The organism is Paenibacillus sp. AGC31, from assembly GCF_057334655.1.
This window is the reverse complement of the sequence record NZ_JBHFJH010000006.1, coordinates 1-20,348: the sequence shown is the minus strand read 5'-3', so window position 1 is coordinate 20,348 and position 20,348 is coordinate 1. Positions and strand designations below refer to the sequence as shown.

General features: G+C 48.0%; 20 protein-coding genes and 1 rRNA gene. 20 read left to right on the top strand and 1 reads right to left on the bottom strand.

Going from position 1 to position 20,348, the window contains the following annotated elements:
• Positions 1-165: 165 nt before the first annotated feature.
• The 18 genes from nadA to ACE04G_RS05005 all read left to right on the top strand — a co-directional run bounded on the left by nadA (position 166) and on the right by ACE04G_RS05005 (position 17,958).
• Positions 166-1,104, top strand: coding sequence for a quinolinate synthase NadA (gene nadA / locus ACE04G_RS05090; protein ID WP_091039121.1), 939 nt, complete (start codon positions 166-168; stop codon positions 1,102-1,104).
• 35 nt (positions 1,105-1,139) lie between these two features.
• Positions 1,140-2,780 carry an L-aspartate oxidase gene (gene nadB / locus ACE04G_RS05085; RefSeq protein ID WP_449004822.1) on the top strand — a complete coding sequence of 547 codons (1,641 nt, stop codon included), beginning with the start codon at positions 1,140-1,142 and terminating at the stop codon, positions 2,778-2,780.
• Positions 2,777-3,643, top strand: coding sequence for a carboxylating nicotinate-nucleotide diphosphorylase (gene nadC, locus ACE04G_RS05080; protein ID WP_221825805.1), 867 nt, complete (start codon positions 2,777-2,779; stop codon positions 3,641-3,643). Before nadB ends, nadC begins: the two co-directional genes overlap by 4 nt.
• 6 nt (positions 3,644-3,649) lie before the next feature.
• The gene (locus ACE04G_RS05075; RefSeq protein ID WP_026081372.1) at positions 3,650-4,420 is read left to right on the top strand and encodes a type III pantothenate kinase; all 771 of its coding nucleotides are present in this window, start codon (positions 3,650-3,652) and stop codon (positions 4,418-4,420) included.
• 103 nt (positions 4,421-4,523) lie between these two features.
• Positions 4,524-5,414, top strand: coding sequence for an Hsp33 family molecular chaperone HslO (hslO, locus tag ACE04G_RS05070; RefSeq protein ID WP_036606110.1), 891 nt, complete (start codon positions 4,524-4,526; stop codon positions 5,412-5,414).
• Between the two features lie 23 nt (positions 5,415-5,437).
• On the top strand, positions 5,438-6,388 hold the full coding sequence (locus tag ACE04G_RS05065; protein WP_036606109.1) for a peptidyl-prolyl cis-trans isomerase: 951 nt from the start codon (positions 5,438-5,440) through the stop codon (positions 6,386-6,388).
• Between the two features lie 344 nt (positions 6,389-6,732).
• Positions 6,733-7,671 (top strand): cysteine synthase A, encoded by a 939-nt coding sequence (gene cysK / locus ACE04G_RS05060; RefSeq protein WP_036668448.1) that lies wholly within the window; start codon positions 6,733-6,735, stop codon positions 7,669-7,671.
• A gap of 140 nt (positions 7,672-7,811) precedes the next feature.
• Complete coding sequence (locus ACE04G_RS05055; RefSeq protein ID WP_449004823.1) at positions 7,812-9,383, top strand: anthranilate synthase component I family protein; 1,572 nt, start codon at positions 7,812-7,814, stop codon at positions 9,381-9,383.
• 50 nt (positions 9,384-9,433) lie between these two features.
• Positions 9,434-10,009, top strand: a complete 576-nt coding sequence (gene pabA / locus ACE04G_RS05050) for an aminodeoxychorismate/anthranilate synthase component II (RefSeq protein WP_036606106.1) — start codon at positions 9,434-9,436, stop codon at positions 10,007-10,009.
• 1 nt (position 10,010) lies between these two features.
• Positions 10,011-10,895, top strand: coding sequence for an aminotransferase class IV (locus tag ACE04G_RS05045; protein ID WP_449004824.1), 885 nt, complete (start codon positions 10,011-10,013; stop codon positions 10,893-10,895).
• Positions 10,892-11,755, top strand: coding sequence for a dihydropteroate synthase (gene folP, locus ACE04G_RS05040; RefSeq protein WP_449004825.1), 864 nt, complete (start codon positions 10,892-10,894; stop codon positions 11,753-11,755). Before ACE04G_RS05045 ends, folP begins: the two co-directional genes overlap by 4 nt.
• Before the next feature lie 117 nt (positions 11,756-11,872).
• On the top strand, positions 11,873-12,235 hold the full coding sequence (folB, locus tag ACE04G_RS05035; protein ID WP_289390814.1) for a dihydroneopterin aldolase: 363 nt from the start codon (positions 11,873-11,875) through the stop codon (positions 12,233-12,235).
• A 9-nt stretch (positions 12,236-12,244) separates the two neighbouring features.
• A complete protein-coding gene (folK, locus tag ACE04G_RS05030) occupies positions 12,245-12,793 on the top strand; it encodes a 2-amino-4-hydroxy-6-hydroxymethyldihydropteridine diphosphokinase (protein ID WP_339181029.1) in 549 nt (182 codons plus the stop codon).
• On the top strand, positions 12,754-12,948 hold the full coding sequence (locus ACE04G_RS05025; protein ID WP_036668438.1) for a helix-turn-helix domain-containing protein: 195 nt from the start codon (positions 12,754-12,756) through the stop codon (positions 12,946-12,948). Before folK ends, ACE04G_RS05025 begins: the two co-directional genes overlap by 40 nt.
• A 95-nt stretch (positions 12,949-13,043) precedes the next feature.
• On the top strand, positions 13,044-14,063 hold the full coding sequence (gene dusB / locus ACE04G_RS05020) for a tRNA dihydrouridine synthase DusB (protein WP_076216744.1): 1,020 nt from the start codon (positions 13,044-13,046) through the stop codon (positions 14,061-14,063).
• A gap of 246 nt (positions 14,064-14,309) precedes the next feature.
• Positions 14,310-14,789, top strand: a complete 480-nt coding sequence (gene greA / locus ACE04G_RS05015) for a transcription elongation factor GreA (protein WP_076216743.1) — start codon at positions 14,310-14,312, stop codon at positions 14,787-14,789.
• 116 nt (positions 14,790-14,905) lie between these two features.
• Positions 14,906-16,417: a lysine--tRNA ligase gene (gene lysS / locus ACE04G_RS05010; protein ID WP_047844500.1), complete on the top strand. Its 1,512-nt coding sequence runs from the start codon at positions 14,906-14,908 to the stop codon at positions 16,415-16,417.
• Positions 16,418-16,620: 203 nt separating this feature from the next.
• Complete coding sequence (locus ACE04G_RS05005) at positions 16,621-17,958, top strand: TrkH family potassium uptake protein (protein ID WP_237178589.1); 1,338 nt, start codon at positions 16,621-16,623, stop codon at positions 17,956-17,958.
• 86 nt (positions 17,959-18,044) lie between these two features.
• Here the strand turns inward: ACE04G_RS05005 and ACE04G_RS05000 are convergent, their stop codons facing one another.
• On the bottom strand, positions 18,045-18,635 hold the full coding sequence (locus ACE04G_RS05000; RefSeq protein ID WP_221825794.1) for a TetR/AcrR family transcriptional regulator: 591 nt from the start codon (positions 18,633-18,635) through the stop codon (positions 18,045-18,047).
• A gap of 87 nt (positions 18,636-18,722) precedes the next feature.
• On the opposite strand from ACE04G_RS05000, the gene ACE04G_RS04995 reads away from it, so the two are divergent.
• Together ACE04G_RS04995 and ACE04G_RS04990 are read left to right on the top strand one after the other, a co-directional pair.
• Positions 18,723-19,274 carry a hypothetical protein gene (locus ACE04G_RS04995; RefSeq protein WP_221825791.1) on the top strand — a complete coding sequence of 184 codons (552 nt, stop codon included), beginning with the start codon at positions 18,723-18,725 and terminating at the stop codon, positions 19,272-19,274.
• Between the two features lie 439 nt (positions 19,275-19,713).
• A 16S ribosomal RNA gene (locus ACE04G_RS04990) occupies positions 19,714-20,348 on the top strand; the annotation flags it as partial.

Below are 20,348 nucleotides of genomic sequence, written 5' to 3'. Positions count from 1 at the left end.
GGTTACAGCGGTGTTCCGGGTCTTTTTCATTTATTGACAGAGTCGTGAACGTTGTGTAAATTAGTTGTTAAACCGCTTGTGATTCGTTTCTCAAGCGAAGATAACGACTTAGGTTAGCCCACGAAACAGCGCATGACGCTGTCCCGATAAAGGAGAGGATCACAGGTGGAAGCTCTGGCTTTAGAGCGCAAGGCTGAGATGAACCGCGAGCTGCGTGCGCGGCTTATGGAGTTGAAGAAGGAACGTAATGCCATTATTCTTGCCCATTATTATCAACGTGACGAAGTACAGGAGGTTGCCGACTTCCGTGGAGATTCGTTTCTATTAGCCCAGAAGGCAGCCCAAACAGATGCAGATGTGATCGTTTTCTGTGGTGTTCATTTTATGGGTGAAAGCGCTAAAATTCTTGCGCCAAATAAAACAGTTATTATCCCGGACGAACGTGCGGGCTGCCCAATGGCAGATATGGTGAATGTGGATGGACTACGCAAATTGAAAGCACAACATCCTAATGCCAAGGTGGTTACGTATATCAATTCCTCTGCTGAGATCAAGGCAGAGACTGACATCTGTTGTACATCGGCGAACGCAGTCCGGGTTATTCAATCGGTGGATTCGGACGAAATTATCTGGGTACCGGATAAAAATCTGGGACATTATGTGCAGCAGCATACAGACAAGAAAATGATTATCTGGGAAGGTTACTGCAACACTCACGATATGCTTACAGTCAAAGATGTGGTAGAGATGAGAGCGAAGCACCCCAATGCAGAGTTTGTTGTCCATCCAGAGTGTCGCCCTGAGGTTGTGGAAATGGGTGATTTTGTAGGCAGCACAACAGCTATTCTGGAGTATTGCAAAAATTCATCAGCGAAGGAATTTATCGTAGGTACCGAAGATGGTACAGGATATCAGCTTCGTCTGGATAGTCCGGATAAACAGTTCCACTTTGCTACCAAGTTTCTCGTATGTCCCAATATGAAGGTGAACAACTTGAAGAAACTGGTGAAATGCCTGGAAACGATGAAGCCGCAAATCTACGTGCCACCGGCCGTTGCCGACAAAGCCAGAGAATCACTAGAGCGCATGTTGTTGGTAAAGTAGGATGCGCTACTCTTGCTCCAAGACAGGTGAATAACATGATACCGCAATATTTAGTTGATTTTGATCTGTCTGCGCTACCCATGGTAGAGACGGATGTACTGGTTATAGGCTCTGGGATTGCTGGTTTGTTTACTGCCATTAAGGCAAGTGAACAACAACGTGTATTAATGATCACGAAGAAGTCATTACTTGAAAGTAACACCAGATATGCGCAGGGAGGCATCGCTGCGGTTATTGCTGAGGATGATTCACCTGCTTACCACTTGCAGGACACACTTGTAGCAGGAGCGGGCTTATGCCGCTCCGAAGCGGTAGAGGTATTGGTGAATGAGGGTCCGGACGGAGTGAAGGAACTGATTCGTTTGGGTACTTTATTTGATCTGGAGAACGGCGAGTTGGCGTTGACGCAGGAAGGTGCGCATAGCCACCGCCGTATTTTGCATGCCAATGGAGATGCAACGGGATATGAGATTGTACGTGCGCTTGCTGTTGAAGTGAATGAGCATCCCGGGATTGAAGTATGGGATGAGCATTTTGTTGTTGACCTGATTACAGATCGAGATCGAGGGGAGTGCACTGGCGCTCTGGTTCAGAAGGATGACGGATCACAAGTGATCGTGAAGGCACAGGCAACTGTTCTTTGCTCTGGTGGGGCAGGACAACTATACCGATACACGACGAATCCGGATGTAGCTACTGCCGATGGTGTAGCCATGGCCTATCGGGCTGGGGCTATTGTTCGTGACATGGAATTTATCCAATTCCACCCTACCTCTCTTTGTTACCCGGGGGCCCCGCGTTTCCTGGTGTCAGAAGCCGTACGCGGCGAAGGCGCATATTTGCGCAATGTGAAGGGCGAGCGCTTCATGGATCGTTATCATGCCCAGCTTGAACTGGCCCCACGCGATATCGTGGCACGAGCGATTGTTAGTGAGATGGAGTCCACCAACAGTACCTTTGTGTATCTGGACATTACGCATGAACAGCCAGAGATGATCAAGCATCGGTTCCCTACCATATATGAGACTTGTATGCGTTATGGATTGGACATGACAACGGACTGGATTCCCGTTGCACCTGCTGCCCATTACATGATGGGTGGAGTGAAAACGGATCTTAGTGGAGAGAGCAGCATCTCCCGGTTATTTGCTTGTGGCGAGGTGTCTTCTACAGGAGTGCACGGAGCTAACCGTCTGGCAAGCAACTCTTTATCAGAAGCGATTGTATTTGGGCGGAGAATTGTTGATCGTATTCAATCTCTCCCTCCACTTGGCTTATTACAAGCAAGAGGGGTTGCGCCTTCATCTGTGGATATGAATAACAAGATCAATAAGATCACGGAAGAGCAAAAGCCGGTATCCGAAAGACGCTTACGGTTACAGAAAATGATGGTTCGTCAGGTAGGCTTGCGCCGGAATGGTGAGGATTTGCAGAAGGCTATGGACAAGCTGCAACAGGAATTGCAATTTTTTGATCAGACTCTCACTCATAAGGAAGAGCTGGAGTATGCCAACCTTCTGACCTGTGCCTGGTTAGTTACCAGCGGTGCATTACATCGCGAGGAGAGTCGGGGGGCTCACTATCGTGAGGATTTTCCGGCACGTGATGATATCGTGTGGCAGAAGCATAGTCTGCAGCAGCGAGAACAAGCGATTGTGGAGGAATTGATGTCATGATACTGAATGGATATAATGAAGGGCTTATCGAATCAATCAAAAACTGGCTTCGTGAAGATGTTGGTGCAGGTGACGTTACAACAAGTGTGACGATTCCAGCAGGCAACCAATCCAAGGCCATTATACACGCCAAAGACAATGGTGTTATTGCAGGCATGACCGTAGCTAAACTTGTATTTCAAGTCGTTGATCCTGATCTTGTATTTACACCGAAGGTAACAGACGGAGACAAGGTTACACATGGCACGATTTTGGCCGAGGTAGAGGGAAGTACACATTCACTGCTTACGGGGGAACGACTGGCACTTAACTTGCTGCAACGTATGTCCGGAATAGCTACGCGTACGCGTGCCTACGTGGAGGTGCTGGATGGTCTTGAGACCAGGCTCGTGGATACACGTAAGACAACGCCGGGCCACCGACTACTTGAGAAATACGCAGTGCGCGTGGGTGGCGGAGCGAATCATCGATTTGGACTGTACGATGCCGTTATGATTAAGGATAACCACATCAAGGGTGCAGGCGGAATCACCGAGGCGGTACAGCGTGCGCGAACCGTTATCCCACATACGATGACGATTGAAGTGGAGACTGAAAATCTGGAGCAGGTGAGAGAAGCCTTGCAAGCCGGGGCAGATATCATTATGCTGGATAACATGCATCCAGAGCGGATGCGTGAAGCGGTTGAACTTATTCGTGAACAGGCTCCTCATGTGAAGGTTGAAGCATCCGGTAACGTGTCTCTTCAGACCATTCGTGGCATTGCAGAGAGTGGTGTGGATGTAATTTCGGTTGGCAGGTTAACCTATTCCTTTGAGAGCCTGGATATTAGTCTGGATTTAAATGAAAAGAAAGAGGGGTGAACCTCTTTGATTCTAGTTGTAGACGTGGGGAACAGCAATATGGTGCTCGGCGTATATCAAGGCCGGGAATTGCTGCACCACTTTCGTCTGAGTACATCACGTCAGTCAACAGTGGATGAATACGGCGTATTGATTTATAATTTATTTCATATGTCCGGCATCAGGGCAAGTGACATCGAAGGTGTCATCATCTCATCTGTGGTTCCGCCACTGGTGAATGTAATCGAAGCGATGTGTGAGAAGTATGTAGGCAAAAAAGCCTTGCTCGTTGGGCCTGGTATCAAAACTGGCTTGAATCTGCGATACGAGAACCCTCGTGAAGTGGGTGCAGATCGTATTGTTAATGCAGTGGCAGCCGTTGAGAAGTATGGCGGTCCTCTCGTCGTGGTCGATTTCGGTACTGCAACGACCTTTGACTGTATTGACGAGAAAGGTCACTACCTGGGGGGAGCTATTGTACCCGGCATCCAGATTGCCACTGAAGCGCTCTATGAGCGGGCATCCAAGTTGCCTCGTATAGAGCTGGAGAAACCCAAAAAGGTCATTGGCCGTAATACTATTCATGCCATGCAAGCGGGTATTATATTTGGCTATGCAGGGCAGGTAGATGGTATTGTAGAACGTATTCGCGAGGAGATGGGGGCGAAGCCCCGAGTTATCGCGACGGGTGGTCTCGCTACACTTATCGCAGAAGAAACCCGTAGTATAGAGGAAGTTGATCCGCTGCTTACGCTTGAAGGGCTGCGTATTATATATGAGCGGAACCGGGAAAGGTGAGCATAGTGACGGCATACAGCGGGCTGAGATTACAGCTTAAGTGTTGTGCCGTTTTTTCTGTGTTACGACTATTATGGCGATACGCCAAAGGAGGCTGAATGACTTGGAAAACAACAACAAGCATGACCGGTTAATTCGTGGTACAGCAATGAATGGAAAGGTAAGAGCCTTTGCTATCCAGACTACGGAACTGGTTGAGGAACTACGCAGAAGACACGATACGTTTCCCACGGCTACAGCTGCCATGGGGCGTACGGTTACAACAGCAGCCATTATGGGTGCAATGCTCAAAGGTGAAGAGAAGTTAACGGTACAAGTCAACGGTGATGGGCCCATTGGACAGATTGTAGCTGATGCCAATGCGAAAGGCGAAGTACGAGGATATGTTTCTAATCCGCATGTACATTTGCCAAGCAATAGTGTGGGAAAACTGGACGTTGCAGGCGCAGTTGGAACGGAAGGTTTCATCAACATAACGAAGGATTTGGGACTGAAAGAGCCATATCGTGGCAGTGTGCCTATTATTTCAGGAGAACTGGGCGAAGACTTTACGTACTACTTTGCTCAATCGGAGCAAACCCCTTCTGCTGTAGGCGTTGGTGTGCTCGTTGATACGGATAATTCCGTTATTGTCTCAGGTGGATTCATTATGCAGCTGTTGCCGGGATTGACAGATCCAGAGATCACGGCGATCGAAAACGCCATTAGTACGTTGCCGCCAGTGACGACGTTGCTGGAGCAGGGACTTGAATTGGAAGAGTTGCTTCGCCGATTGTTGCCAGATGTACAAGTGATGGAAGGATTGGATATTCATTTTAGCTGTGAGTGTTCACGTGAGCGGGTAGAGAAGACACTAATCAGCCTGGGCCAAACGGAGATGGAGCAATTAATTGAAGAAGAGGGCCAGGCTGAAGTGGTCTGCCAATTCTGTAATGAAGCCTATGACTTTAACAAAGAACAACTTGAGACCATCCTAGAGCAAGCCAAGAACTGATCTATGCGGGGACGGGATGCGGAATGACAAGACAGGAAAAAGGGTTGTGGACGGCTGTAATTGTCTTGACGCTAGGTATGCTGGTCATGGGTAGTGTGATGGCTATGCATGGTCTCAGACAGGGCAAAGACGAGGCAGATGCATCCCATGATGCTAATACGGAAGAAGGAAGCACCGTAGCGACGATCAACGGAGAAGTCATCACGGACAAAGAGTGGACCGATGCGCTGAAAAGACGCTATGGCAGCGAGTTATTACTCCAGATGTTAAACCGTAAAGCAGTATTTGCCGAAGCAATTGAACGCAAGCTGATCGTCACTCCCCAAGAGATTGCAAGAGAACTTGCCGCCGCGATGGATGGGTACGATTCAGAGAAATCATATTTTGACGAAATGAAGTCCCAATTGGGCCTGTCGAAACAGGAACTTGAGTTGGAAGCCGGCTACAGGCTGCTGCTTGAGAAAATCGCAACGATTGGCATACAGATCAAGGATGCAGATATTGAGCATTACTGGACTGAACACCGTGAGGATTACGTTTCCCCCGAGAAATATGACTTGTCCATCATCGTAGTGAAGGAAGAAGATGAAGCCGATTCCTTACTGGATGCGTTGGAGAAGGGGGAGGACTTTGAAGAAGCTGCTCGCAAGCAATCGACAGACAGCTTCTCTCGTGATGCTGGTGGGAGGCTTGGGTGGATTGAGCGGAATGATCCATTCCAGTCAGAAGAAATCCTTCAACTTGCTGCCGGGCTGGATGTAGGCGATATTGCCGGACCCGTTCGAGTGGAAGAAGGCTATGTTATTATCAGACTTAATGATAAAGAAGAACGCCAGGTGCAATCGGCCGAAGAAGTCCGTGAGGAGATTCGAATGGAACTGGCTCTGAGTCAGGCTGATCCGTTGCCGCAGGTAGAGCAAATGCTGCGTAACAAGTATGAAGCCGTAATCCTGTCCGAGATTCCTGCCTCCTGAATTCAATGGAAAAGGTTGTCTCGTACTGCTGTATCTTGATAAAAATACTCTGTCTGCGGTCTTAGGGCCAAAGGCAGAGTATTTTTTTTGAGTACTCATATTGACAATAAGGGTTAACGTTGATAAGATGAAAATAATAAATACCTACTCGTTTACTCGGATATAAAAGATTTATTTATGAACAAAGAAACTTTCGGAAACCTCCGCACTGCTAGAAATCTTGGCAGTAAGGGATAGGATCAACAGGATTTCCGCAGTTCTTCTATAACAGCTAGAGGCTACCGGCCGCACAGTATAGGTTAACAGAACTCAAGTTTTATTCATCCACTAAGGAGGGCATTCATATGGCTAAAGTAGTTAATAACGTAACAGAACTCATCGGAGGTACTCCGCTTGTTCGTCTGAACCGTATCGTACCTGAAGGCAGTGCTGAAGTATTCGTGAAGCTGGAGTACCAGAATCCAGGTTCAAGCGTGAAAGACCGTATCGCAATTAGCATTGTGGAAGAAGCGGAAAAAGAAGGCAAGCTAAAACCAGGTGATACCATTATTGAAGCAACAAGTGGTAACACGGGAATTGGACTCGCGATGGTGGCTGCAGCCAAAGGCTACAAGTCTGTTATTGTAATGCCTGAGACGATGAGCTTGGAGCGTCGTAACTTGCTTCGTGCGTATGGTGCCGAGCTTGTGCTTACACCTGGAGCCGAGGGTATGAATGGTGCTGTTAAGAAAGCCGAAGAACTGCTGAAAGAAAACCCTTCCTATTTCATGGCTGAGCAATTTAAAAATAAAGCCAACGTGAAGATCCACCGTGAAACGACTGGCCCTGAGATTGTTGAAGCAATTCAATCTGTAGGCGGTACGTTGGATGCTTTTGTTGCGGGAATCGGTACAGGTGGAACAATTACAGGTACAGGCGAAGTGTTGAAAGAAGCTTTTGCTGGTATTAAAATTGTTGCAGTTGAGCCAGCAGCTTCGCCAATTTTGGCGGGCGGCAAACCAGGACCACATAAGATCCAGGGGATTGGTGCCAACTTTATCCCTGAGATTCTGGATCAGGAAATCTATGATGAGATCATTCACATTGAGAATGATGATGCATTCGAGACGGCTCGTCAGGTAGCGAAGGAAGAGGGCATCCTGTCCGGTATTTCTTCCGGTGCGGCGATCCGTGCAGGTCTTCAGGTTGCGAAACAGTTGGGTGAAGGCAAGCGCGTTGTGGTAATCGTGCCAAGTAACGGCGAACGTTACCTCAGCACACCTCTTTACAACTTCGAAGGCTAAGTCTGCAAATGACAAAACCAATCCTCCTTGCCCGTATGACGGGTATGGAGGATTTTTGGCGTAATGCTTTTAAAAGGCGCGACGCTTTAGTATACTATCAGACAATAGAACTAGCGACAGATGGAGGGCGGCACACCGCAATGACACACCTGATGACAACATACGCCGACTGGATGGAGTGGGCTGAACAAGGCTGGACCATGATGCCTTATATCACCAAGTCGGATGAGGGGCCGTATCATGGCGGTTTACCGTTATCGTGGGAGGCAGCCTGGGAGCAGGCGTCACCATACGCAATTGTGCTGGAGAATGGCAAAGGCGGGAGATATACATTTCTGGGGTTAGACCCCGTATCCGTTATTTCCGGTAAAGGTCAAGAAGCGGTTATTCATGATGTGACGCAAGGAACCACCTCGACGGACAGCGGCAAGCCGCTTGATGTATTGAAGAGATGGACTGCCCCGTATAACGCACCCAAGGTTAATGGGGCTCCGGACTTTGGGGGTGGATACGCAGGTTATCTCAGCTACGATGTAGCAAGATCATTGGAGAAGCTTCCAGTCTTGGCTGAAGATAATCCGTCCCTACCGGATTATTGGTGGATGCGCTTTGAAGAAATATGGGCTTATGACCATGAACAGCAGGCGCTTTTCTGCATGGTTCATCTGGCTATAGAGCCTAACCGGAACGAAACTGATATCCGTAGTCTATATTCAGCGGCAGAAGCACGAGCGACAGCGATGCAGCAACGTTGGCTTCACATTATGGGATTTGCACAGGCCGAGGAACAGCAGCAGGCAATGGAACGTCGCAACAAGCGGGTCAATCGTACCCCGCAGCCTGAAGATGCGGAAAGGGAATCGGAAGGATGGGAGACCTCCTTTCCCCAGGAGGACTTTGAACAGGCTGTACGCACGGTGCAGGAATATATCAGGCAGGGTGACGTGTTCCAGGTGAATCTGTCCTTGAGACAGGAGAAGCGGCTTCATTCGAGCGCTGAGCATATTTATGAATGGCTGCGCCTTGTGAATCCATCGCCGTATATGGGTATGCTGCGTAGTCCAGACTTCCAACTGGTAAGCGGATCTCCCGAGCTTCTGGTCAAAGTGGAGAATGGCAAAGTCAGTGCACGTCCCATTGCAGGGACCCGAAGAAGGGGCCGGGATGAAGCAGAAGATAAGGCTATGGCGGATGAACTGCTCAGCAGTGAGAAAGAACGGGCGGAGCATATTATGCTCGTTGATCTGGAACGTAATGATATCGGACGGATTGCGGCCTATGGTTCGGTTCATGTACCTGAATTGATGACCATCGAGAAGTATTCCCATGTCATGCATCTCGTTTCCCAGGTGGAAGGCAGGCTGGCAGAAGGGTTATCCGTATTTGATGTGATCGCTGCGACATTCCCGGGTGGAACGATTACCGGAGCGCCGAAAGTCCGCACCATGGAGATTATCGAGGAACTTGAGCCTGTACGGCGTGGGCCTTATACGGGTTCCATCGGGTGGATGGATTACAGTGGGAATATGGAATTGAACATCGTCATTCGTACACTTGCCATTAAGGGCGGTATTGGTTATGTACAGGCCGGGGCAGGGATTGTTATTGATTCCGATCCATATCGGGAATACAAGGAATGCCGCAACAAGGCAAGAGCCATGATGAGAGCTGTGAATTACAGCGAAGAGGCGGAAGCTGTTAAACTAAAATAAAACGAAGCAACCGTCACTTGCATTGACGGAAGATGAGGAGGAGCAGGCATATGATACTGGTTATCGATAATTACGATTCCTTCACGTACAACCTGGTTCAATATCTGGGTGAACTGGGCGAGACGGTGGAAGTTCGCCGCAACGATGAGATTGATCTGGCAGGCATAGAGGCACTGGCACCTGATCATATTCTGATCTCTCCGGGCCCGTGTACACCGAATGAAGCAGGCATTAGCTTGGCGGTCATTGATCATTTCAAGGGAAGCATTCCGATCTTTGGTGTTTGTCTGGGGCATCAGTCCATTGGACAAGCGTTTGGTGGCAATGTCATTCGTGCGGAGCGCATGATGCACGGCAAAACATCCGAGATGCACCACAATGGAACATCGGTATTTGCCGGATTGCCATCCCCATTTACAGCTACCCGTTATCACTCCCTGATTGTCGAGCGCAGCAGCTTGCCTGACTGCCTGGAGATTACAGCGGAGACAGCTGAAGGTGAAATTATGGGTTTGCGCCACAAAGAATATGCGATTGAAGGTGTTCAATTCCACCCGGAATCCATTATTACAGACCACGGACATCAGATGCTTCGCAACTTCTTGTCCCAACAAGTGAAGGTATAACATGCAATATGCCGCGATAAACGGAGAGTTGGTCAATATGGCGGCGGCCGTGGTTCCTGTAACGGATCACGGCTTTTTGTACGGACTTGGATTGTTTGAGACGTTTCGAACGTATCAGGGCGCCCCTTATTTGCTGGAACGGCATTTGGAGCGGATGGCTTCAGGGTGTGGGGAACTGGGCATTCCTTTTACAACGACCGCGGCAGAGGTGACGGATTGGATTCAACGTCTCATGAATGCAGGGGGACTTCAGGATGCCTACGTGCGTTACACGGTATCAGCGGGGGAAGCGCCGTTAGGCTTACCTTCTGGTGACTATACGAAGCCCAATCATATTGTACTGGCAAAAGCATTATCTGAACCCTCTCCCTCTTTATATGAGAGTGGCAAAATGCTCCAACGCTTGTCTACACCCCGCAACACGCCCGAAGGAGAAGTGCGGTTCAAGTCGCTGCATTACATGAACAGCATTCTGGCGAAACGGGAGCTGAACCAGTACGGGCAGTATGTGCAAGGTGCAGAAGGGCTACAATTAACCCGCGATGGTTATATAGCTGAAGGGATCGTCAGCAATATATTTTGGACACGGGAAAAAGTACTCTACACGCCAGCGCTCTCAACCGGAATTCTGCCGGGCATCACTAGAGCTGTAGTAATGGAGATTGCCTCGCAGCAAGAATTCGCCTGCATCGAAACGCTAGCTATGTGGGAGGACCTCCTTCAAGCAGATGAAATATTTCTAACAGGCTCGGTTGCAGAATTGGTTCCAGTTACGACTCTGCGGGATCAGGGCGGAGCAGAAACGACAATAAGCAACGGACATATAGGCCCAGTTACAGCAGTCCTTCTGGGTATGTACCGGCAGAAAGCGGGGTATACTTCATGACACTCACACCGATCATCTATGAACGGAAATATGCATGGGGGCCAGCGGAGTTGAAGCTGGGTGCAAGAACACAGATTATGGGCATCCTTAACGTCACGCCTGATTCGTTCTCGGATGGTGGACGTTATACCAGCGTGGAGCGGGCGGTTGCCCATGCCAAGCAGATGATGGAAGACGGTGCTGACCTGATTGATATCGGTGGGGAATCTACCCGACCCGGATCAGAGGTAGTCAACGCCGATGAAGAGCTTAGCCGGATTATTCCGGTTATTGAAGCACTGCATCAGCAAGCCCCACACATTCCGATATCGGTAGACACGTATAAAGCCGATGTTGCACGTCAGGCTATTCTGGCAGGTGCTCATATTATTAATGATGTGTGGGGTGCCAAGGCAGATCCAAATATGGCCCGCACGGCGGCAGAGCTGGGGTGTCCCATCATTCTGATGCATAATCGGCAGAAGCGAAACTATACCGATTATCTGAGTGATGTCGTCAGTGATTTGCAGGAGAGCATACAGATTGCATTAACAGCCGGCGTGAAAGCAGAGCAAATTATCCTGGACCCGGGCATTGGTTTTGTGAAGGATCTCGGAGAAAATCTGAAGCTCATGTCATCGCTCGGTTTGCTCAATGAAATGGGGTATCCCGTTCTGCTAGCCACCTCACGCAAAAGGTTCATCCAGAACACCCTGAATGTCGGGGCGGATGATGCGCTGGAAGGCACTGCTGCGACCGTTGCATTTGGCATTGCCCAAGGCTGCCAGATGGTTCGGGTTCACGATGTGAAGCCGATTCGGCGGACGGCAGACATGTGTGATGCCATGTTGTATGCTTCTCCAGGTCTACGGAGGAAATAATGCTGGCGGGTCCGAGTGACCCGTCCAGTGAAAGCGCAGCGTTTTTCAAAGGCGAAGCAAAAGGATAACTTCAAATAGATTAAATATTTCAATATATATAGAGGGCAGGCGGATCGTATGGATAGAATGGTATTGCATCGTATGGAGTATTACGGATATCATGGCGTTTTTGCAGAAGAACGGAAGCTTGGGCAGCGGTACTATATTGATCTGGAGATTGATATGGACCTGGGCGAGGCTGGACGTAACGATGATCTGACCAAAACGATTAATTATGCGGATATCCATGAGCTGGTAAAACAGATTGTTGAGAATAAATCATTCCAGTTAATTGAAGCTTTGGGCGAACATATTGCATCTTCTTTACTAGACACTTATACTATTATCAATGCATTGACAGTCAAGGTGACGAAGCCACATCCGCCATTCGATATTCATTTTGAGGGCGTAACGGTAGAGCTTCGCCGCACAAGAAAGTGAGAACCGATCATGATTGCACATTCGACCTCTGAATTCTCAGAGGCTTATATTGCTTTAGGGGCCAATTTGGGTGACCGGGAACAGACGCTGTTTGAAGCATTGTCTTTGCTGGATGAACACCCTCATATATCCGTTCTGCGTTGTTCTGCACTATATGAGACGGAGCCTGTAGGATATGTAGATCAGCCTGCGTTTCTGAATATGGCAGTCGCCGTACAGGTGATGCTGACACCAGAGCAATTGCTCACGGAATTACTGGATATCGAGAACCGGCTTGGACGTGTTCGTGATATTCGCTGGGGACCGCGCACCGTTGATCTGGATCTGCTCTGGATGCAAGGTGAGACGCGAGATATCGAATTACTTCAATTGCCTCATCCCCGTATGGGAGAACGCGCTTTTGTACTGGTGCCACTGTCGGATATCGTGCCGGAAGGCGAGATTTCAGGTTTGTATACCTTTGTACACTCATCGTTGTCTGTACTGGATGGAAAGGATGGAATTCAGCTTTGGAAAACATGCAATTGGCCAATCGAATCCGGGCATTCCGGAAGCTGAAAGGTTTAACACAACATGAACTTGCGGCCGAGACCGGCATCTCGCTGGCCATTCTGGGAACCATTGAACGGGGAAACCGTAAGGTATCACAGCAAGAGCTCGATCGAATTGCTGGTGTGCTGGCAATCAGTATCGAGGAGTTGCGGGGCAACTAGGACCGTTTCGGTTCCTCATGTTACAACAACCAAGACACTGATCGAACTTAATATCGTGATATATACAGAATTAAAAAAGGAGTGGAACGACTACCGTGCTTAACATTGGTGGCATTGAAATGAAAAACCAGGTCGTACTTGCGCCGATGGCTGGCGTATGTAATCCGGCTTTTCGTTTGATCGCAAAAGAATTCGGAACAGGCCTCGTATGCGCGGAGATGGTGAGTGGCAAAGCCATTGTCCATGGCAACCAGCGTACACGTGAGATGTTGTTTGTAGATGAGCGTGAGAAACCGCTGAGCCTTCAAATTTTTGGGGGAGATCGTGATTCCCTCGTAGAAGCAGCCAAAATCGTGGACCAAGAAACCAATGCAGACATCATCGACATTAACATGGGATGCCCTGTGCCAAAGGTAACGAAATGTGATGCAGGCGCACGTTGGTTGCTTGATCCAAAAAAAATCTATGAGATGGTATCGGCTGTCGTGGACGCAGTTGAGAAGCCGGTGACGGTCAAGATGCGCATCGGCTGGGATAACGAGCATATCTTCGCGGTGGAGAATGCGCTCGCGGTTGAACGTGCTGGTGGACAGGCGGTAAGTGTACATGGACGTACGCGTGAGCAACTCTATACAGGCACAGCGGACTGGTCACACATCAAAGATGTAAAAGAGGCTGTCTCTATTCCGGTGATCGGCAATGGTGATGTCCATACACCAGAGGATGCACGCCGTATGCTGGATGAAACGGGTTGTGACGGAGTTATGATCGGCCGTGCCGCCCTGGGTAACCCCTGGATGCTGTATCGTACCATTCAATACTTAAGCACGGGTGAATTGCTTCCTGACCCGAATGGCGAAGAGAAGATCCGTGTTGCCATCCTGCATATGGATCGCCTGATCGCATTGAAGAATGAGACGGTTGCTGTACGCGAGATGCGCAAACACTTGGCTTGGTATTTGAAAGGCTTGAAAGGATCTGCTCGCATCAAGGACGTTATTATGGAAGGTACCAAGCGTGATGAGATGGTACAGATTCTGGAGAACTTTGTGAGTCAGCTGAAAAGCGAAGGCAATTTGGAGTCAGAACCGGTAATTGCCGGAAGTGCATCGTAATTAAGACTGTAAAACGTTTACAGCTATAGAGGACGTAACATTGACTTTTCGAGATCGTTCCCCTATACTTTCACAGTATAAATTCGCCATGTGCGTTAATTAAAGGCTAGTCATCAGGAGGAATATTCTATTTCTCTGGAGAACTTCATATAGTTTTGAAGATGTATGCGGGCGGAGCTATGTAAGTAGCACTGATTCCGTTGCCGTACAATCCAAATTATTCCCATGACAGGAGAATCGGTTGAGATGAGCGACAAGGAAGTTATCCTTACACCAGAGGGACTTAAGAAGCTGGAAGAAGAACTGGAAACATTGAAATCAGTGAAGCGCCGCGAAGTGGCTGAACGGATTAAGGTAGCCATCGGGTATGGAGATATCAGTGAGAACTCTGAATACGAAGATGCCAAGAACGAACAGGCTTTCATTGAAGGTCGTATTATTACTTTGGAGAAAATGCTTCGGAACGCACGCATTATTAACAGTGATGAGATTGACACCGATGTCGTTAGTGTAGGTGCAACAGTTACTGTGGAAGATTTGGAATTTGGTGATATCACAGAATATACAATTGTAGGTTCTGCTGAATCTAACCCGCTTCAGAACAAGATCTCAAACGAAAGCCCTGTTGGTAAAGCGATCCTGGGCAAGAAAAATGGTACAGTGGTTGATGTAAGTGTGCCTGCTGGCGTAATTCAATATAAAATTGTAGATATTAAAAAGCTATAGTAACGAAGCAGTTGGGCACGGTAAACAAAAGCTTCCCTTGGGAAGCTTTTTCAACATTTGAGGAAGAGTGTCCTCACGGGATGCCTGCAATGTAAATAAGGAGATGAATACAGATCATGACGGATGAAGTCTTGAATCAGGAAACCGAACTTAGCGAGCTTTTACAAATTCGCCGTGACAAATTGGACGAGCTCCGCAAATTGGGAATCGACCCTTTTGGCCAAAAATACGTACGTACCGAAGAAGCCGGCTCCATTCTGAAGAAGTATGAAGAACTGACCAAGGAAGAGCTGGAAGAGAAGCACATCGAAGTCAGTATTGCCGGACGGATTATGGCGAAGCGGGGAATGGGTAAAGCAAGCTTCGCACATATTCAGGACCTGAGCGGCAGAATCCAGATCTATGTTCGTCAGGATAGCGTGCCTGAAGACAAGTATGCGGCATTTAGCCTGCTGGACCTTGGCGATATCGTTGGGGTAACGGGTGTGATCTTTAAGACCAAAACAGGTGAAACTTCTGTCAAAGTTAAAGATCTTGAAGTGCTGTCCAAATCGCTCTATCCGCTTCCGGATAAATTCCATGGTCTCACCGACGTAGAGCTGCGTTACCGCCAGCGTTATGTTGACCTGATTATGAGCCCGGACGTACAACAGACCTTTATCGCACGTTCCAAAATCATTCAATCGATGCGTCGTTATCTGGATTCCCTTGGATATCTGGAAGTGGAAACACCTACGTTGCATACCATCGCAGGAGGAGCGGCAGCACGTCCGTTCATCACACATCACAACGCGCTGGATATGGAACTGTACATGCGGATTGCAATTGAACTTCACCTGAAACGTCTGATTGTTGGCGGACTGGAGAAGGTATATGAGATCGGTCGTGTATATCGGAATGAAGGTATGTCCACACGTCACAATCCGGAGTTCACAATGATTGAATTGTATGAGGCATATGCCGACTACAAGGATATTATGCAATTGACGGAGAATTTGGTTGCTCATATTGCACAGGAAGTACTGGGTACGCAAGTGATCCAGTATGGAGATTATGAAGTGGATCTTACGCCGCAGTGGCGCCGTGTTACGATGGTGGATGCAGTTAAGGAAGTTGTGGGTGTAGACTTCTCCGTACACATGACGGATGAGGAAGCACATAACTTGGCGAAGGAACATAAGGTTCCGGTTGAGAAACATATGACATTTGGTCATATCCTGAACGCGTTCTTTGAAGAGTTTGTAGAAGAAACGTTGATTCAACCGACGTTCATCATGGGACATCCTCTTGAAATCTCACCACTGGCGAAGAAAAATGATGTAGATCCACGCTTCACGGATCGCTTCGAATTGTTCATCGTTGGACGCGAGCATGCCAATGCCTTCACAGAGCTGAATGATCCAATCGATCAGCGTCAGCGCTTTGAAGCACAGATGCTGGAGAAAGAACATGGGAACGACGAAGCTCATGAGATGGATGACGACTTCATCCGTGCGCTCGAATATGGTATGCCACCAACAGGCGGATTGGGAATCGGAGTTGATCGTCTGATCATGCTGCTTACTAACTCCCCGTCGATTCGTGACGTACTGCTCTTCCCACACATGCGTCCTCGTACGCAAGATTAAATAAGGAACGTAGAATACGTTCATAATAGAAGAGGAACCTGCCGTTCAGTATCATGCTGGGGCAAGTTCCTCTTTAGGTTTACATAGACGCTAAAAATAAAGTTTGTCAGATGGCCCTTGCTCTCAGCACACCATTAGGGTAACACCGCGTCTTGAATTTGTTAGATTAACCTGTTCGTATTTTGTTAAAAGAGGTGCCCTTCATGAAGTTCAGGCTTCACTTTGCCAAATTCTTATCTCCTCCGTTAATTCTGGTCGGTGGTTTTCTGCTTATCATTGCGATGGGAACGGTGCTTCTCATGTTGCCAATCTCCAACCAAAGCGGTATGCATTTGGCGTTTATTGATGCGCTCTTTACATCAACCTCTGCCGCTTGTGTGACTGGACTTGTCGTTGTGGATGTAGGGACGACCTTTAATTTGTTTGGTCAGATCGTCATTATGGTATTAATGCAGCTTGGTGGACTCGGCTTCATGACTATGGCTACTCTCTTTGCGCTAGTGTTGGGCAAACGAATCTCGCTCAAGGACAGGCTGTTGCTCAAAGAAGCCATTAATGCAGACAGTATGGAAGGGATAGTACGCATTATCCGCAAAGTTTTGATTTTCTCCTTTACCATTGAAGGGGTGGCTGCCGTCATACTGGCGCTGCGCTGGGCAACGGAGATGTCATTTGGTCAGGCTATATACTATGGAATATTCCATTCCGTTTCCCTGTTTAATAATGGCGGATTTGATCTGTTCGGCAACAGCTTCCAATACTACACCGGAGACTGGCTATTCAATGTGACTGCTTCTGTGCTCGTTATCTCTGGTGGACTTGGATTTGTAGTATTGAATGATCTATTTGAGTATCGCAAACGCCGCCGTCTGTCTCTTCAGTCGAAACTGGTGCTGTCTGTATCTGGAGGACTGATTGGTATAGGAGCGATTGTGTTGTTTGTTTTCGAATTCACCAATGGACATACACTGGCTTCACTCACCTGGAGCGAGAAGATCTATGCGTCCTTCTTCCAGTCTGTCTCTACACGTTCGTCGGGAACAAGTACAATCGATATCACGGAGATGAGGCAGGCTACCCAATTTTTCTTCATTCTGCTGATGTTTATCGGGGCTTCCCCGGGATCGACAGGGGGTGGGATCAAGACGACTACATTCCTGATCATGATTGGTGCAGTGTATGCCATGATTCGGGGAAATAAGGATATTGTGTTTTTCCGCCAGCGTGTTCCGAAAGAACTACTAATGAGGGCGCTGACCATTATTATGGTTTCTCTGATCATATTCATGATCGTGGTGATGCTTCTGCTTACGACAGAGGATGCGCCATTCCTTTCACTGATGTTTGAAGCTGCATCCGCAATCGGTACCGTGGGTCTTTCTGTAGGAGTGACTGATGAGTTGACCAATTGGGGCAAAATCATTATTACCTTTACCATGTTTGTAGGTCGGATTGGGCCATTAACCATCGCGTATGCCCTTCGTCCGCGCAAAGAGAAGAAACTGTATCGTCATCCGGAAGGCCGGATCATTATCGGATAAAAAGAAAAACCGCCAGACATTCAGAACTAACTCCTGTTATCGTAACGGGCCTTAGTCACAACGAATGTGCTGCGGTTTTTTTTGGTTTAACGACACAAGGAAGCAAGATGTAAGGTGAGAACATCGTCCATGAGCCTGCCATTCATCTGATCTGGTCTAAGCACGGTATGGATACCCAAGCCATCCACCAGTGCATACAATCTCTCGATCTCCAGTTCTTTGTCCAGATCAGGTTTGGAGAGATCGAGTTTAATCAAGTAGGTGATAACAGAACCTACAGCTTTTCTAAGTTCATCATATACGGTATTAGCAAGTCCCTTGAGTGCAGGATCGGTTTTCGATCTGGCTGTAAAAGCGTACCACACCTCCATTTCGGCCAGTTTTTCTTCCGTGTTTGGTAAGAACTCGAGCAATAAGCATTTCATATTGTCCATGGGAGAGCCGGTGAAGGACATTTGTTGGACTCGATGAGACACCCGTTCAGATACCAAATTCATAGCATATAGTAGTAATTCCGATTGAGTAGAAAAGTAGTGACGCATCGAACCGACCGAAACTCCAGCTTCTTCAGCGATATTCCGAACAGAGGCTTGTTCCATGCCATCTCTCCGTATAATACGCCATGCTGCCTCGGCTACGAGCATACGCTGTTTATCGTGATCAACAATTTTAGGCATAGGCATAGTATATCACTGTTGATTATTATAGTACACACGTGCTAAATTATATTTAATACATTTGTATCAAAAAAAGGAGAGGCTGAAATGATTGGTTATTTCATTATAGGTTGTGAGATTGCCTTTTGGGTGTTTGTGTTCACGGGTCTGAGTGTAAGGTATCTCCTTGGTATGAAGCGGTTAGGTATCGGTTTGTTAATGGCGACGCCGGTTATAGATCTGTTATTGCTGGTAGCTACAGTTATGGATCTACAGCGAGGAGCTACAGCAAGTATGATTCATGGCATAGCTGCGGTGTATATAGGAGCAAGCATTGCTTATGGTCACCAGATGATCGCTTGGGCGGATCGATATTTCCTATATTGGTTCAAGGGTGGAGAGAATCCTCGCAGAAACAAGTTATATGGTAGAGAACATGCGAGTCGTGAGCGTAGTGGATGGTTTAGACATCTATTGGCTTGGGCTATAGGAAGTGCTTTTCTATTCGCCATGATATGGTGGATCGGAGATGCTGAACGTACAGCTGCCTTCGATAATCTGATCAGAGTGTGGGGAATAATACTCGGAATCGATTTTCTGATAAGCTTTAGTTATAGTTTATGGCCAAGAAAGGTTCCTGCTAGGAATGTTAAACATTAAAAAGCTGGGTGAGCGTGCATACGAACTGGCTAAGTTGGGAGAATCCCGTATGTACGCCCCGTATTAAATCGAACCGATTGTTAATATAGATTCAAAAAAAGACTTGCAATGCAAATCTGTACATGGTATATTCTAAATCTGGCCAAGAAAACACAGTTTACACGGTGCGGCAAGCGAATGAAATAAGCTTCGAAAGAAACTTAAAAAAAGAGCTTGCAAAGTTGGTACGGATGTGATAAGATATAAAAGTTGCTGAGGAGAACAACACTCGGTAGCAAAATAAGTTTGATCTTTGAAAACTGAACAACGAGTGAGTAAACATTCTGCTTGCAGAATGAACGCGAAAGTTGAGACAGGCCTTGGCTTGGATCGACTGGAGCACAAATGAGATTTTTAATCTCGTCAGATTCAAAATGAGCTTATCGCTCTTTTCAATACTTTATTGGAGAGTTTGATCCTGGCTCAGGACGAACGCTGGCGGCATGCCTAATACATGCAAGTCGAGCGGAGTTGATAGGAAGCTTGCTTCCTTGATACTTAGCGGCGGACGGGTGAGTAACACGTAGGCAACCTGCCCTCAAGTTTGGGACAACTACCGGAAACGGTAGCTAATACCGAATAATTGTTTTCTTCTCCTGAAGGGAACTGGAAAGACGGAGCAATCTGTCACTTGGGGATGGGCCTGCGGCGCATTAGCTAGTTGGTGGGGTAACGGCTCACCAAGGCGACGATGCGTAGCCGACCTGAGAGGGTGATCGGCCACACTGGGACTGAGACACGGCCCAGACTCCTACGGGAGGCAGCAGTAGGGAATCTTCCGCAATGGGCGAAAGCCTGACGGAGCAATGCCGCGTGAGTGATGAAGGTTTTCGGATCGTAAAGCTCTGTTGCCAGGGAAGAACGCTTGGGAGAGTAACTGCTCTCAAGGTGACGGTACCTGAGAAGAAAGCCCCGGCTAACTACGTGCCAGCAGCCGCGGTAATACGTAGGGGGCAAGCGTTGTCCGGAATTATTGGGCGTAAAGCGCGCGCAGGCGGTCATTTAAGTCTGGTGTTTAATCCCGGGGCTCAACCC

Bases quoted from the DNA above. Each gene is read 5' to 3' on its own strand.
- ACE04G_RS05025 (WP_036668438.1), top strand. From the start codon at position 12,754: ATGCAATTGGCCAATCGAATCCGGGCATTCCGGAAGCTGAAAGGTTTA.
- folK (WP_339181029.1), top strand. From the start codon at position 12,245: ATGATTGCACATTCGACCTCTGAATTCTCAGAGGCTTATATTGCTTTA.
- ACE04G_RS05045 (WP_449004824.1), top strand. From the start codon at position 10,011: ATGCAATATGCCGCGATAAACGGAGAGTTGGTCAATATGGCGGCGGCC.
- folB (WP_289390814.1), top strand. From the start codon at position 11,873: ATGGATAGAATGGTATTGCATCGTATGGAGTATTACGGATATCATGGC.
- folP (WP_449004825.1), top strand. From the start codon at position 10,892: ATGACACTCACACCGATCATCTATGAACGGAAATATGCATGGGGGCCA.
- cysK (WP_036668448.1), top strand. From the start codon at position 6,733: ATGGCTAAAGTAGTTAATAACGTAACAGAACTCATCGGAGGTACTCCG.
- greA (WP_076216743.1), top strand. From the start codon at position 14,310: ATGAGCGACAAGGAAGTTATCCTTACACCAGAGGGACTTAAGAAGCTG.
- ACE04G_RS05055 (WP_449004823.1), top strand. From the start codon at position 7,812: ATGACACACCTGATGACAACATACGCCGACTGGATGGAGTGGGCTGAA.
- nadC (WP_221825805.1), top strand. From the start codon at position 2,777: ATGATACTGAATGGATATAATGAAGGGCTTATCGAATCAATCAAAAAC.
- ACE04G_RS05065 (WP_036606109.1), top strand. From the start codon at position 5,438: ATGACAAGACAGGAAAAAGGGTTGTGGACGGCTGTAATTGTCTTGACG.
- ACE04G_RS05000 (WP_221825794.1), bottom strand. From the start codon at position 18,635: ATGCCTAAAATTGTTGATCACGATAAACAGCGTATGCTCGTAGCCGAG.
- pabA (WP_036606106.1), top strand. From the start codon at position 9,434: ATGATACTGGTTATCGATAATTACGATTCCTTCACGTACAACCTGGTT.
- nadB (WP_449004822.1), top strand. From the start codon at position 1,140: ATGATACCGCAATATTTAGTTGATTTTGATCTGTCTGCGCTACCCATG.
- ACE04G_RS04995 (WP_221825791.1), top strand. From the start codon at position 18,723: ATGATTGGTTATTTCATTATAGGTTGTGAGATTGCCTTTTGGGTGTTT.
- ACE04G_RS05005 (WP_237178589.1), top strand. From the start codon at position 16,621: ATGAAGTTCAGGCTTCACTTTGCCAAATTCTTATCTCCTCCGTTAATT.
- lysS (WP_047844500.1), top strand. From the start codon at position 14,906: ATGACGGATGAAGTCTTGAATCAGGAAACCGAACTTAGCGAGCTTTTA.